Raw genomic sequence first — 13,658 nt, forward strand, 5'->3', positions numbered from 1 at the left:
TAACCAGCCCGGAGTGGCTCCTTGACCCCTCGCGTCGTCTTTCCCAACAAGGTCCTCCCCTACCTCTTGGTGGCACCGCAACTTGCGATCACGCTCGTCTTTTTCTACTGGCCGGCCGGTCAGGCGTTCTACCAGTCCATGCTCAGGCAGGACCCGTTCGGACTGAGGACCAGGTTCGTCTGGTTTGCCAATTTCAGGAAAGTGCTTGCCGATCCAGCCTACGTCAACTCGATCAAGGTGACGGTGGTGTTTTCCCTTGCGACCGCTATCGTCGCCATGTGCGTGGCGCTCCTGCTTGCGGTGATGGCAGAGAAGGTGGTGCGCGGCAAAGGTCTCTACCGCACGCTGTTGATCTGGCCTTACGCAGTGGCGCCGGCGATTGCCGGTATGCTGTGGCTGTTCCTGTTCAACCCGTCGATCGGGTCGCTGGCTTATGTGCTGAGAAGTTTCGGCATCGCCTGGGATCCGCTGCTCAACGGCACCGATGCCATGATCCTGCTGGTGTCCGCCGCTGCCTGGAAGCAGATCAGCTATAATTTCCTGTTCTTCGTCGCCGGCCTGCAGGCGGTCCCGAAAACTCTGATCGAGGCGGCGGCCATGGACGGCGCCGGCGAGACCAAGCGCTTCTGGACCATCGTCTTTCCGCTGCTTGCGCCGACGACGTTCTTCCTGCTGGTCGTCAACACCGTCTATGCCCTGTTCGACACGTTCGGCATCGTCCACGCCGTCACTGGCGGCGGGCCGGGCAAGGCGACCGAGACGCTGGTCTACAAGGTCTACAATGACGGCTTCGTCAATCTGATCCTCGGTGACTCCGCGGCGCAGTCGGTCATCCTGATGATCATCGTCATCTCGCTCACCGCCATCCAGTTCCGCTACGTGGAACGCAAAGTCCATTACGGCTGAGGGCAGCGATGATCGGTCAGTCCTCGTTTCGCACCTACCTCGCCCATGCCGTGCTCATCCTCGGCATATTGATCGTCGCCTTCCCGATCTACTACACATTCGTTGCCTCGACGCAGACGTTGCAAACGATCCTTAAGCCGCCATTGCCGCTCCTGCCCGGCGATCAGTTCTGGAACAATTACAGCGAAGCGCTGTTCGGCGGTGTCGGCCGCATCGGCGGCGTCAGTGTCGGTCGATTGCTGCTCAACACCACGATCATGGCGCTCGGCATCGCGGTGGGGAAGATTTTCATCTCGATCCTGTCGGCCTATGCGATCGTGTTCTTCCGTTTTCCGCTGCGGATGGTCTTCTTCTGGCTGATCTTCATCACCCTGATGCTTCCCGTTGAGGTACGCATCCTGCCAACCTACAAGGTGATGGTCGATCTCGGCATGATCGACACCTATGCCGGCCTGATCATCCCGCTGATTGCCTCGGCTACCGCCACATTACTGTTTCGACAGTTTTTCATGACCATCCCGGGTGAGCTGGTGGAGGCGGCGCGTGTCGACGGTGCGGGGCCATGGCGCTTCTTCTTCGATATCCTGTTGCCCTTGTCGCGGACAAACATCGCGGCGCTGTTCGTCATCCTCTTCATTTATGGCTGGACGCAATATTTGTGGCCGCTGCTCGTCACCAACAGCAGCAACATGAATACGATCGTCATCGCGCTCAGGAAGATGGTCTCCTTCGCCGATGCCGATACGCAGTGGCACCTGGTCATGGTTACAGCGATGCTGGCCATCGTGCCGCCGATCCTGGTCGTGGTGCTGATGCAACGCTGGTTCGTTCGCGGCCTGGTCGATTCCGAAAAGTGAGAAGCTGATGGCGACCGTCGATCTGAAGGATGTGAAGAAGGTCTACCCCAGCGGCTTCGAGGCCGTGAAAGGCGTTTCCATCGCCGTTCCCGACAAGGAGCTTTGCGTGCTGGTCGGCCCATCCGGCTGCGGCAAGTCCACGCTGCTGAGGATGATCGCCGGGCTCGAAACCATCTCCTCGGGAACGGTTGCGATCGACGGCAAGATCGTCAACTCAATCGGCCCAACCGAGCGTGACATCGCCATGGTGTTCCAGAACTATGCGCTCTATCCGCATATGAAGGTCTACGACAATATGGCCTACGGGTTGCGCAACCGCGGCACGCCGAAAGACGAGATCGACAGCCGGGTCCGTTCGACGGCGAAGGTGCTGGAACTTTCAACACTGCTCGATCGACGCCCACGCGAGCTGTCCGGCGGCCAGCGCCAGCGTGTCGCCATGGGCCGCGCCATCGTGCGCAACCCGAGAGTTTTCCTGTTCGACGAGCCGCTCTCCAATCTCGATGCCAAATTGCGCGGCCAGATGCGCGTCGAGATCAAGAATCTGCAGCGCTCGCTTGGCGTCACGTCGGTCTATGTCACCCACGACCAGCTCGAGGCGATGACGCTGGCCGACATCCTCGTCGTCATGAATGCCGGACTGGTCGAGCAGATGGGGGCGCCGCTCGACGTCTACGAGAAACCGGCTTCGACGTTCGTCGCTTCCTTCATCGGCGCGCCGCCGATGAATCTCCTGGCGTTGACTGCGGGCTCCTCGGGCCCGATGCTAGCTGACGGCTCGGCGATTGCTTTCGCGCCTGAGCAGGCAAGAGCCGCGACAGTCGGTTTTCGGCCCGAGGATGCCGACGTTACCTTCAATGCGGAGGCGCCGTCCGGCGCACTCGTCCTGCCGGCGCTGGTCGCGGCCGTCGAACCGGTAGGTGCCGAGAGTTTTCTTCACTGCGCCGCAGGCGGCAGCAGCATCATCGTGCGTGTTGCTGGTCGCGCGACCGCTACGGTCGGCAACCAATTGCGCGTGGTTGCCAAGGCAGAAAAGCTGCATTGGTTCGATCGGGCCGGAAAGCGCGTCGGCTAATCCGAACGATATGTCCTACGCCCCACGCGTCGGCGTTCAGGCGAAGACATGCGCCTTTCCCGACACGGTCAGCCGGACGATCTCGCCGACCGCCGGCGCGTCCATGCCCGGTTTGCGCAGCACCAGCGGCGTGTTGCCGATCGCGGCCGCATCGGGCGGATCCGCATTGTTCAAGAGCCGAACCGCGATCGTGCACATCGAGCCGGCGAATTCCGATTCCGTCACTTCGCCGAACAGCATGTCCGAAGTGCCCGACATGCCCTCGCGCGACGTTCTTTTCAGCGCGATCTGCTCCGGCCGCAGCATGATGCGGGCAACATCGCGGCTGTCGTTGGTGTCGACCGCGATGCGGCCGAGCGGCGAGCTGGCGAAGCCAGCGGATATCTTTGCCGGCAGGATGATGGCGTCGCCGAGGAATTCGGCGATCATCCTGTCCTTCGGCTTGAAATAGAGTTCGCGCGGCGTACCGATCTGCGAGAACTTGCCGTCGCGCATCACCGCGACCTGACTGGCGAAGGACAGCGCTTCGGCTTGGTCGTGCGTCACCAGGATGGTCGTGATGCCGGCGGTTTCCAGAAGCTCGGCCACTGCCTTGCGCATCGAGGCGCGCAGGCCGGTATCGAGCGCCGAGAACGGCTCGTCAAGAAGCATCAGCCTGGGCTTCATCGCCATGGCGCGGGCCAGCGCAACGCGCTGCTGCTGGCCGCCGGAGAGTTCGTGCGGGCGGCGTTTGAGGATCGCCTTGTCGAGCCCGACGATGTAGGCGAGCTCGACGATGCGCTCTGTGCGCTTTTCTTCGCCGCGGGCCATGCCGAAGCCGATATTGTCGCCGATGGTCAGATGCGGGAACAGGGCGCCGTCCTGCGCCACCACGCCGATGCCGCGGCGATGTGCCGGCACGGCACCGTCACCATTGGCCAGGACCTCGCCGTCGAGCATGATGCGGCCCCGATCCGGGGCCTCGAAGCCGGCGATCAGCCGCAGCAGGGTCGTCTTGCCGCAGCCCGATGGGCCGACAATCGCCGTGCGGCTGCCACTGGCGACGCTGAGGTCGACGCCGGCAAGTGCCGCGACCGGGCCGTAATGCTTGTGCAGGCCGCTGATCTCGAGAAAGCTCATCGTCCGGCCATCCGTTTCGACTGGACATAAAGCAGCCAGGTCAAGGGAAGCGACATGGCCACCATGATGAAGGCGTAAGGTGCCGCAGAGGCATAATCAATCTCGCCGCTGTAGGACCAGAACGCCATCGCCAGCGTGCGGGTGCCGTTCGGCGCCAGCATCTGGGTGGCGGTCAGTTCGTTCATGATGCCGAGCGCCACCAGCGCCATGCCGGCTGCTGCACCTGGCGCCGACAGGCGGATCGTGGTCGACCACAGTGCCTGCAGCGGCGGCCGGCCGAGGCTGGAAGCTGCGCGTTCGAGTTCGACAGGTGCCTGCGCGATCGACGCGCGCAGGCTGACCAGCGCACGCGGCAGGAACATCAGCGCATAGGCCATCAGGATGGTGAACAGGGTCTGGTAGAGCGGAAACGCGATGCGCACGGTGATGGTGACCAGCGCCAGCGCAATGACGACCCCCGGCAACGAGCCGACGATGTAATTGCAGCCCTCCAGCAGGCGCTGCAATGGCCCCGGCGCGCGGATCGAGATCCAGGCCATCGGCATGGCGGCGACCGTGGCGAGCAATGCGCCGGCGAGCGCCAGGAACAGCGTTTGGCCAAGCGCCAGCCCGATCTCGTCGAAGCGCCAGACAGCGGCGCCGCCAGCGGCAAGCCAGCCGCCGATGGTGACGAACGGCACGCCAAGCGCCAGCAGCGTGGTGACGACAAGCAAGGCCAGGCAAGGTCCGGTGGCCCGTCCCAGGCTTGTGCGCTGCTGATAGCGCGCGGCGCCGGAGCCGACGCGGGCATAGCGCTCCTCGCCGCGCACCAGCACTTCGAGGCCGAGCAGCACGAAGCAGCAGCTCACCAGCACGCCAGCCAGCATGTTGGCGGCCGGCCCGTTGAAGGTCGACTGGAATTGGTCGACGATCGCCGTGGTGAAGGTGTCGAAGCGGATGAAGACATAGAGGCCGTACTCAGCCAGCAGATGCAGACCGACCAGCAGCGAGCCGCCGCAGATCGCGAGCCGCAATTGCGGCAGCACGACACGCCAAAACACGCGCCGGGGGCCAAGGCCGAGCGCGGCGGCGGCGTCCTCGAGGGCGGGATCGAGACGGCGCAGCGCCGCCGACACCGGCAGATACAGGAGCGGGAAATAGGCGATCACGGAAATCAGGACGCCGGCCCACAGGCCGTGCAGTCCTGGCACCATGGTGATCCAGGCATAGCTGTGCACGAAAGCGGGAATGGCGAGCGGCGCCACGCACAGCCACGCCCAGAACCGGGCGCCCGGCAGGTTGCTGCGCTCGGTCAGCCAGGCCAGTGCAACCGACAGCACGATGGTGATCGGCACGCAGAGCAGCACCAGCAGGACAGTGTTGACCAGAAGCTCGCCGACACGTGGCCGGAAGACCAGCGCCGAGACGGTTTCCCAGCCGGTCTGCACTGCGATCCAGATGATGAAGGCAAGCGGCAGCAGCGCCAGCAGCGCAACGAAGATAGCGACGATGACCAGCCAAAGCGGTACGCGCCGCCGAGACCTTCGGCCTGTGCCCGAAGGCAGGCCCGAGCGCGCAAGATCGACCGCAGACTGCATCAGGTCAGACGCCACGCCGTTGGCGCTCAGCGGCAGCAATTGAAGGACCGCGGTCGCGGTCGGGAACACAGCGTGTCGTCATCGACGAATGCCATCTCGAAAAACAAAATCACTCCCGCGGAAGGCGAATTCCCGCGGGAGCGTGGTCGGTTGTCCTTTTAGGAGGAATGCCAACTAAAGCAAGCCGGCTGCCGTCATCAGGTCGGTGACCTTCTTGGAGTTTAGCCTCGTGGCATCGACCTTTGGCGCCTGCAAATCGGCGAGCGGTACCAGCTTAGGGTTGGACACCGCACCCTTGCCGACCGCGTATTCGAAGGAATCGCCGGTCTTCAGCACGTCCTGGCCGCCCTTGCCGGTGACCCATTTCAGGAAGGCCTGGGCTTCCTTCGGATGCTTGCTCGAAGCCAGCACACCGCCACCGGAGATCGAAACGAACGCGCCCGGATCCTGGTTCTTGAAATAGTGCAACTCGACATTCTTGCTGTTTTCGCCGGTCTTGGCCTGATCGCCGAAATAGTAATAATGGTAGATCACGCCGCCTTCGATTTCGCCGGCGTTGACCGCCTTCATCACCGTGCTGTTGCCCTTGTAGGCGGTGAAATTGGTCTTCATCGCCTTCAGCCAGTCCGCCGTGGCGGCCTCGCCCTTGAGCTGAAGCAGCGCACTGACGATGGCCTGGAAATCGGCGCCCGATGGGGAAGCGGCCCAACGGCCCTTCCAGCTCGGATCCGCGAGGTCAAGCATCGACTTGGGTAGCTGGTCGGCGCTCAGCTTGGTCTTGTTATAGGCAAAGACCGTACTGCGCGCCGCGACGCCGACCCATTTGCCGCTGGCCGGCTGATAGTCCTGGGGAACCTGGGCCAGCGTGTCGGCTTCGACCGGCGCGAACAGGCCGGCATTTTCGACCAGCACCATGGCTGGCGAGTTTTCCGTCAGGAACACGTCTGCGGGCGAAGCAGCGCCCTCGGCGACGATCTGGTTCGAGAAATCGCTGTCGCCGCCATTGCGCACCGTTACCTTGATGCCGGTCTCCTTGGTGAAGCCTTCGGCCCACGCCTTGGTCAGGCTCTCGTGCTGGGCGTTGTAAACAATGATGCCATCATCTTCCGCCATCGCCGGACCGGCGAGCAGGGTGATTGCCAGCGCGGTGGCGCCGACGAGGGTGGAAAGGGCGTATTTCATGGCATGTCCTCGTTCTGCGGGTCTTCGGTCTGTCAGGGCTGCACCTATCGATACCTGACCATGATAGTCAACATTGCTTTGCTGATTTTGATCGAGCGCCTGCAAAGTTTCGTGATTTGCCGCTAGTTTGGCTTGGACATTATTTCGCCGGCCACGTAACAAATCAGCGCCGAGACGCGAAAATCGGGGGAGTGAACTCTTGTGAGCGGCAAGAACGAGGCCGAGCTTTCCCGGCTGATGCGGGCCGCGATCGCGGGAGATGAAAGGGCCTATGCCGACTTTCTGCACCGGATTGCCGCGCTGGTGCGCGGTTTTGTCAGGCGCAAGATCGTGCAGGGCGGGGTCGATCCCGAGGATGTCGTGCAGGAAACGTTGCTGGCCATTCATGTGAAACGACATACCTGGCGCCAGGACGCGCCGGTGTTGCCGTGGATCTATGCAATCGCCCGCTTCAAGCTCATCGACGCGTTCCGGCGGCGTGGACGGCGCATCGAGGTCGATATCGACGATATCGCCGAGACATTCGCCGAGCCGGAAGCGGAAACCGTCAGCGAGCGCGACATCAACCGGGCTTTGGATGGCCTGTCGCCAGCACAGCGCTCGGTGGTCTCAGCCGTGTCGGTGGAAGGCCGCTCTATCGGAGAGACGGCGGCAAGGTTCGGTATCAGCGAGACGGCGGTGCGTGTGTCGCTGCATCGGGGACTTGCCGCGATAGCCAAGCGATTCGGGCAGGGGCGATTCGGGCGGGAATGACATGAGGACGGACGATCTCATCAAGGCGCTGGACGCCGATGCCGGGAGCAAGGCGATGCCGTTGCAATCGGCCTGGTGGATGGCCGCCGGTGCTGCAGCGGTGATCGCCGCGGTCGTTTTCCTGCTGACCATCGGCCCGCGCCCGGACTTCATGGCGGCCGCGCATACGATGCGTTTTCTCTCGAAGTTTGTTTTCACCATCGTGCTTGCCGTCAGTGCCTTTGCCCTGGTCCGCGACTTGTCGACGCCGGGAGCTTCGACGCGCCGGGCAATGGCCTGGATGGCAGCGGCACCGGTGCTGGTAGCCGTGGCGGTGGTTCTGGAGCTTTTCATGGTGCCGGAGGCGCTGTGGGGCACAAGGATGATCGGCTCCAACATGATGATCTGCATGACATTCATCCCTTTGATCGGGATCGGTCCGCTTGCCATCTTCCTGTGGATGCTGCGCTACGGCGCGCCGACACGACCGGTGCTTGCAGGCGCGGTCGCGGGCCTGCTCGCCGGCGGGCTGTCGGCGACCTTCTATGCCGCGCACTGCTTCGACGATTCGCCGCTTTTCGTCGCTACCTGGTACACGATCGCGATCGCTGTACTGGCGCTGCTTGGTGCGATTGGCGGGCGATTTTTCGTGCGCTGGTAGTGCGCCACCGCGATCACGGCACGTGCTCACCGATCCTTGATCATTCCGCCAACTGTTTGTCGGTCTCGATCAGAACCGGTCCCGAAAAGAGCCTGCTGCTGACTCGGATCTGGTCAGCGCGTCGGAACGGGATGCTCGCCGCGATAGTCGTAGAAGCCGCGCCCGGTCTTGCGGCCGAGCCAGCCGGCCTCGACATATTTCACCAGCAGGGGGCAAGGACGGTATTTCGAATCCGACAGGCCGTCGTGCAGCACCTGCATGATCGACAGGCAGGTATCGAGACCAATGAAATCGGCAAGCTGCAGCGGCCCCATCGGATGGTTGGCGCCGAGCCGCATGGCGGTGTCGATGGCGTCGACCGAGCCGACACCCTCATAGAGCGTGTAGATCGCTTCGTTGATCATCGGCAGCAGGATGCGGTTGACGATGAAGGCTGGAAAATCCTCCGAGACCGTGATCGTCTTGTCGAGCTGCTTCACAAAGGTCTTGGCCGCCTCGAAGGTCCGGTCCTCGGTGGCGATGCCGCGCACCAGTTCGACCAGCTTCATCAGCGGCACCGGGTTCATGAAATGTATGCCGATGAACCGCTCCGGCCGGTCGGTTTGCGCGGCAAGCCGCGTGATCGAGATCGACGAAGTGTTGGTCGCCAGGATGGCTTCGGGATTGAGCTGCGGACAGAGCTGGGCGTAGATCTTGCGCTTGACGGTCTCGTCCTCGGTCGCCGCCTCGATCACCAGATCGGCGCCGGCAAGATCCGCCATCGCCGGCGCGGAAGAGATGCGCGCCATCGCTTCGTTGCGTACCTTCTCTTCGAGCTTGCCGGAACCCACCTGGCGGGCCATGTTGCCGCTGATGGTGGCGATGCCCTTCTCGATGCGGTCGGGCGATATATCGTAGATCAGCACCTTGTAGCCCGAAAGAGCGGAGACATGGGCGATACCTCCGCCCATCTGGCCCGCGCCGATGATGCCGATCGTCTCGATCTTGCTCATTACACCGATCCCGTCAAAATGCCTTTGCGGCCTGCTTTTTGTGCGGTGCAAACTAAAAGGGCGGGGCGACTTCGTCTACCCCGCCCTCACTATTTAATACGCTTTGGCAGAAAGCGTCAAAGCGCCTTTTGCAACTCCGGCAGGATGACGAAGAGATCGCCGACGAGGCCGTAGTCGGCAACCTGGAAGATCGGCGCCTCCTCGTCCTTGTTGATGGCGACGATGACCTTCGAATCCTTCATGCCGGCGAGGTGCTGGATGGCGCCGGAGATGCCTACCGCGATGTAGAGATCGGGGGCGACGACCTTGCCGGTCTGGCCGACCTGCCAGTCGTTCGGCGCATAGCCGGCGTCGACGGCGGCGCGGGAAGCGCCGACGGCGGCACCGAGCTTGTCGGCGACCGGCAGGATGACCTCCTGGAATTTTTCCGAGGAACCCAGTGCGCGACCACCTGAGATGATGATCTTGGCCGAGGTCAGTTCCGGACGGTCGGTCTCCGAGAGCTTGTTCTCGACGAAGGTGGACAGGCCCGGATTGGCCGCGGCCTTGACGGTCTCGATGGAAGCCGAGCCGCCCTCGGGTGCTGCCTGGAAGGAGGCGGTGCGCACCGTGATCACCTTCTTGGCGTCGCTCGACTGCACCGTCTGGATGGCGTTGCCGGCATAGATCGGCCGCTTGAAGGTGTCGGGCGATATGACTTCGATGATTTCGGAGACCTGCGCGACGTCGAGCAGGGCAGCCACGCGCGGCGCGACATTCTTGCCCGACGAGGTCGCCGGCGCGATGATGGTGTCGTAGGCGCCTGCCAGCGACACGACGAGTGCCGCCGTCGGTTCGGCGAGACGCTCGGCGAGTTCGTCGGCTTCCGCGAGCAGCACCTTGGTGACGCCCTTCAGCTTGGCGGCAGCATCGGCTGCGCCCTTGGCGCTCTTGCCAGCCACCAGCACATGCACGTCCGAACCGATCTGCAGGGCCGCCGACAGCGCCTTGGCGGTCTGGTCGGAAAGGGTGGCGTTGTCGTGTTCGGCGATGAGGAGAATTGCCATTTTATCTGTTCCTTCCCGATCGCTCACAAAACGCCGGCTTCGTTCTTCAGCTTGTCGACCAGTTCGGCGACGCTCTTGACCTTGACGCCCGCCTTGCGGCCACCTGGCTCCTCGGTCTTGATGACCTTGAGGCGCGGCTTGACGTCAGCGCCGTAGTCGGCGGGCGATTTCTCGTCGAGCTGCTTCTTCTTGGCCTTCATGATGTTGGGCAGCGAGGCATAGCGCGGCTGGTTGAGGCGAAGGTCGGCGGTCACGATCGCCGGCATCTTCAATTCCACGGTCTGCAGGCCGCCGTCGACTTCGCGCGTCACCTTGGCCTTGTCGCCGTCGAGCACGACCTTGGAAGCGAAGGTGCCCTGCGCCCAGCCCAGAAGCGCCGCCAGCATCTGGCCGGTCTGGTTGGAATCATCGTCGATCGCCTGCTTGCCGAGGATGACGAGGCCGGGCTGCTCTGCCTCGACCACGCCCTTCAGCACCTTGGCGACGCCGAGCGGCTCGGTCTGCTCGTCGGTCTTGACCAGAATGGCGCGGTCGGCGCCCATGGCGAGCGCGGTGCGCAGGGTTTCCTGCGCCTGCTGCGGGCCGATCGAAACAACGATGATCTCTTCCGCCTTGCCGGCTTCCTTCAGCCGGATTGCTTCTTCCACCGCGATCTCGTCGAACGGGTTCATCGCCATCTTGACGTTGGCGAGTTCAACCGCCGAACCATCGGCCTTCACGCGAACCTTCACATTCGCATCCACAACCCGCTTCACGGGCACAAGGATCTTCATTTGCCTGTCACCTCTCTTGAGATAGTTGGGCGCGCCTATAGCAGCCTGCGCCCCTGCTGAGTTGTCGAAAGCCGACATTCCGGATGGAAATTCTGGTCTTTGACCGCCTTAGGCTGCGGCGGAGACGTTTCCGTAGTTGCGGCAACCCTGCACGTCAATACGCCGCAAGCTGCTCAAATCGGTTCAGTCCGAGCTGGACGCGTTTCCTCGCCCCCAGCGCGGTGTCGCGGCGGGTGGGTCGGGGATCAGCGGTTCCGTGGCAACCGGCTGTTGGTTGGGAGCGCTGGGCGCGACATCTTCGTCAGGGCCTGCAAACAGCGGCACACCGCGGCTGCGCAATATGAGCACCAGAACGGCGCCGGCGATGATGCCGCCGATGTGGCAGGCCCAGGAGATCTGATCCTCGCCGCCGGCGGCAAACATCACCACCTGGAACAGCACCCACAGAATGAGCGGGATGAAGGCCGGAATGCGCAACGGGATGCGGGCAAAGGCCAGCACCCAGACCTTTACTCTTGGATAAAGGATCAGATAGGCGACGACCACGCCGGCGATGGCCCCGGACGCGCCGATCAGCGGCACCTGCGAATCCCAGGCGACGAGCCCCTGGAAGGCCGCTCCCGCAACGGCGCACAACAGGTAGAAGATGAGATAGCGGATGTGGCCGAGCGCATCCTCGACATTGTCGCCGAACACCCACAGGAACAGCATGTTGCCGCCGAGGTGGAAGATGTCGGCGTGCAGGAAGGAATAACTGAGATAGCTCAGGCTTTCGGGGATGACGACAAAGCGCGGGTCGAGTTCGGCGGTGTCATGCACGACCGAGGGGATGAAGCCGAGGCCAAGCACGGCGGCATTGGAGAAATTCTCGCCGCCGATCGCAGTGGCGAGGTAGACCAGGGCGTTGACCGCGATCAGCCCGATCGTCACATATTGCAGCCTGATGTGCCGCAGCCTGTTGGTATCGTAGAGCGGGATGAACATGCCGCAGGCCCTTTCGGCTTTCGACAATCAGCGGTTCTTGCCCGGAACCCATAACACGTCGGCGTTTCCGTTGTCATTGACCGCCCGGGCGGCGACAAACAGGAAATCCGAGACGCGGTTGATGTATTTCAGTCCGTCGCGGTTGACGTGTTCGTTCGGGTCCTGGGCCAGGGCCACCATCAGCCGTTCGGCCCGCCGTGCCACGGTGCGGGCGAGGTGCAGGGCGGCGGCCGCCGGTGTGCCGCCATTGAGCACGAAGGATTTGAGCGGCTGGAGCCCCTTGTTGAGCAGGTCGATCTCCTTCTCGACCCGATCGGTCTGCACGGCGACGATGCGAAGCGGCTCATAGCCGAGCGGCTTGCCGTCGTCGGGCACAGCGAGATCCGCGCCGAGATCGAATAGATCGTTCTGGATGCGGGAGAGCATGGCGTCGATCGCGGGGTGGCTCGATGCCGTGTGGATCCTGGCGATGCCGATGCAGGCATTGGCCTCGTCGACGGTGCCGTAGGCGTCCACCCGCAGATCGGATTTCAGTCGCCGCTCGCCGGTGCCGAGACCCGTGGTGCCGTCATCGCCGGTGCGGGTGTAGATCTTGTTGAGCTTGACCACGTCGCCTCCCGGCAGCCGATATCTCACTTGCGGGTGAAATACACCGCAAGCAGGATCAGCGCCAGCGCCACGGCCTGCAACAGAACGCGCGTCTGCATCAGCTTGTTCGAGGTGAAGCCGGAACCGCCTCGCATCATGTTGATGAGTCCGCGAACGAGGACGATCACCACGGCGACCATGACCAGGATGGCGAGGATGTTGAAGACGGATGCCATTATTGCGTTTCCAGTTGTTGGCTTCAGGCTCGCTTGGCGAGCAGGCGATAGAGCATCGAAGCGGGCAGGATGCGTTTGAGCGCCGCACCGATCCTGGCCGGCACTGTTACCACATAGTGCGGGCGCGGGCGCCGCGACAGAAGTGCATGGCGCAGCGCCGCATGAACCACCTCCGGTCCGGGTTTCAAGGCCGATTGACTGCCGCCGGCCCGCAGCCGCTCCAGTTGCGCCGCATAGTCGAGGCGGTGGACTGAAGTCTCGTGCTCGATGTTCTTCAAGAACCAGGGAAGCGCGTTGCTGGCGATTTTCGACTTTACCGGCCCGGGCTCGATCAGAGAGACATGGATGCCGCTGCCGGCCAGTTCCTGGCGCTGGCACAGCATCAAGGCCTCCAAGGCGTGTTTCGACGCCGAATAGGCGCCGCGAAAACGCACTGGCATCAAGCCGAGGATCGACGAGCAGTGGACGATGCGGCCGTGCCCCTGGCGGCGCATCACCGGCACCAGCCGGCGGGTCAGGTCATGCCAGCCGAAGAAATTCGCCTCGAACTGCTCCTTGAGCGCGGCAACGGGCAGATCCTCGACGGCGCCGCCTTGCGCATAGGCGCCATTGTTGAACAGGGCATCGAGCCGGCCGCCGGTGCGGTCGAGCACCGCCGCCACCAGCGCGGCGATGGAATCCGGTTCGCAATAATCGAGATAGAAAGCCTCGATACCGTCGGTCTCAAGTGCGGCGATGTCCTGCGGCTTGCGCGCCGTGGCGAACACCCGCCAGCCTTCCGCCTTCAACGCACGGGCGCAATACGCACCTATTCCAGAAGATGCGCCGGTGACGATGATCGGGCGCAACTCTTGCGTTGAACTGTTCGTGGTTTCGCCAAGGGTTGCCATTTGCCGCAATCCCTTCCCATATTCCCGGCGTGGAGACAAT

General features: G+C 63.1%; 15 protein-coding genes. 5 read left to right on the forward strand and 10 right to left on the reverse strand.

Annotation, left to right across the window (positions count from 1 at the left end):
* The first annotated feature begins 21 nt into the window (after positions 1-21).
* Genes ugpA through NKJ01_RS11235 form a run of 3 tightly spaced genes read left to right on the forward strand, consistent with a single transcriptional unit; the run spans position 22 to position 2,838 of the window.
* Positions 22-906 carry a sn-glycerol-3-phosphate ABC transporter permease UgpA gene (ugpA, locus tag NKJ01_RS11225; RefSeq protein WP_352727919.1) on the forward strand — a complete coding sequence of 295 codons (885 nt, stop codon included), beginning with the start codon at positions 22-24 and terminating at the stop codon, positions 904-906.
* Between the two features lie 8 nt (positions 907-914).
* Positions 915-1,763: a sn-glycerol-3-phosphate ABC transporter permease UgpE gene (gene ugpE, locus NKJ01_RS11230; RefSeq protein WP_352727921.1), complete on the forward strand. Its 849-nt coding sequence runs from the start codon at positions 915-917 to the stop codon at positions 1,761-1,763.
* Between the two features lie 7 nt (positions 1,764-1,770).
* Positions 1,771-2,838, forward strand: coding sequence for a sn-glycerol-3-phosphate import ATP-binding protein UgpC (locus NKJ01_RS11235; protein WP_352727923.1), 1,068 nt, complete (start codon positions 1,771-1,773; stop codon positions 2,836-2,838).
* Between the two features lie 36 nt (positions 2,839-2,874).
* Here the strand turns inward: NKJ01_RS11235 and NKJ01_RS11240 are convergent, their stop codons facing one another.
* The 3 genes from NKJ01_RS11240 to NKJ01_RS11250 form a co-directional block, all read right to left on the reverse strand.
* Positions 2,875-3,957 carry an ABC transporter ATP-binding protein gene (locus tag NKJ01_RS11240; protein WP_352727925.1) on the reverse strand — a complete coding sequence of 361 codons (1,083 nt, stop codon included), beginning with the start codon at positions 3,955-3,957 and terminating at the stop codon, positions 2,875-2,877.
* The gene (locus NKJ01_RS11245; protein WP_352728011.1) at positions 3,954-5,534 is read right to left on the reverse strand and encodes an ABC transporter permease; all 1,581 of its coding nucleotides are present in this window, start codon (positions 5,532-5,534) and stop codon (positions 3,954-3,956) included. The genes NKJ01_RS11240 and NKJ01_RS11245 overlap by 4 nt, the downstream gene beginning before the upstream one ends.
* Positions 5,535-5,708: 174 nt before the next feature.
* On the reverse strand, positions 5,709-6,716 hold the full coding sequence (locus tag NKJ01_RS11250; protein ID WP_352727927.1) for an iron ABC transporter substrate-binding protein: 1,008 nt from the start codon (positions 6,714-6,716) through the stop codon (positions 5,709-5,711).
* Positions 6,717-6,917: 201 nt separating this feature from the next.
* Here NKJ01_RS11250 and NKJ01_RS11255 point away from each other — a divergent pair, with 201 nt between their 5' ends.
* Together NKJ01_RS11255 and NKJ01_RS11260 are read left to right on the forward strand one after the other, a co-directional pair.
* Positions 6,918-7,469 (forward strand): sigma-70 family RNA polymerase sigma factor, encoded by a 552-nt coding sequence (locus tag NKJ01_RS11255; protein ID WP_352727929.1) that lies wholly within the window; start codon positions 6,918-6,920, stop codon positions 7,467-7,469.
* 1 nt (position 7,470) lies between these two features.
* Positions 7,471-8,109 carry an NrsF family protein gene (locus tag NKJ01_RS11260; RefSeq protein WP_352727931.1) on the forward strand — a complete coding sequence of 213 codons (639 nt, stop codon included), beginning with the start codon at positions 7,471-7,473 and terminating at the stop codon, positions 8,107-8,109.
* A 113-nt stretch (positions 8,110-8,222) separates the two neighbouring features.
* Here the strand turns inward: NKJ01_RS11260 and NKJ01_RS11265 are convergent, their stop codons facing one another.
* From NKJ01_RS11265 to NKJ01_RS11295, 7 genes are all read right to left on the reverse strand, one after another.
* Positions 8,223-9,101, reverse strand: a complete 879-nt coding sequence (locus NKJ01_RS11265; RefSeq protein WP_023757213.1) for a 3-hydroxybutyryl-CoA dehydrogenase — start codon at positions 9,099-9,101, stop codon at positions 8,223-8,225.
* Between the two features lie 116 nt (positions 9,102-9,217).
* Positions 9,218-10,147, reverse strand: coding sequence for an electron transfer flavoprotein subunit alpha/FixB family protein (locus NKJ01_RS11270; protein ID WP_352727934.1), 930 nt, complete (start codon positions 10,145-10,147; stop codon positions 9,218-9,220).
* A gap of 23 nt (positions 10,148-10,170) precedes the next feature.
* Complete coding sequence (locus NKJ01_RS11275; protein WP_023757211.1) at positions 10,171-10,920, reverse strand: electron transfer flavoprotein subunit beta/FixA family protein; 750 nt, start codon at positions 10,918-10,920, stop codon at positions 10,171-10,173.
* A gap of 183 nt (positions 10,921-11,103) precedes the next feature.
* Entirely contained in the window at positions 11,104-11,904 is an 801-nt protein-coding gene (locus NKJ01_RS11280; RefSeq protein WP_352728013.1) for a rhomboid family intramembrane serine protease, read from the reverse strand.
* Between the two features lie 27 nt (positions 11,905-11,931).
* Positions 11,932-12,513 (reverse strand): cob(I)yrinic acid a,c-diamide adenosyltransferase, encoded by a 582-nt coding sequence (locus NKJ01_RS11285; RefSeq protein ID WP_352727936.1) that lies wholly within the window; start codon positions 12,511-12,513, stop codon positions 11,932-11,934.
* 23 nt (positions 12,514-12,536) lie between these two features.
* The gene (locus tag NKJ01_RS11290; protein WP_023757208.1) at positions 12,537-12,728 is read right to left on the reverse strand and encodes a twin transmembrane helix small protein; all 192 of its coding nucleotides are present in this window, start codon (positions 12,726-12,728) and stop codon (positions 12,537-12,539) included.
* Between the two features lie 23 nt (positions 12,729-12,751).
* Positions 12,752-13,618 (reverse strand): SDR family oxidoreductase, encoded by an 867-nt coding sequence (locus tag NKJ01_RS11295; RefSeq protein WP_352727938.1) that lies wholly within the window; start codon positions 13,616-13,618, stop codon positions 12,752-12,754.
* Positions 13,619-13,658 lie beyond the last annotated feature (40 nt).

Origin of the sequence: Mesorhizobium sp. M0276, assembly GCF_040321755.1 — a bacterium.
Lineage (GTDB): Bacteria > Pseudomonadota > Alphaproteobacteria > Rhizobiales > Rhizobiaceae > Mesorhizobium.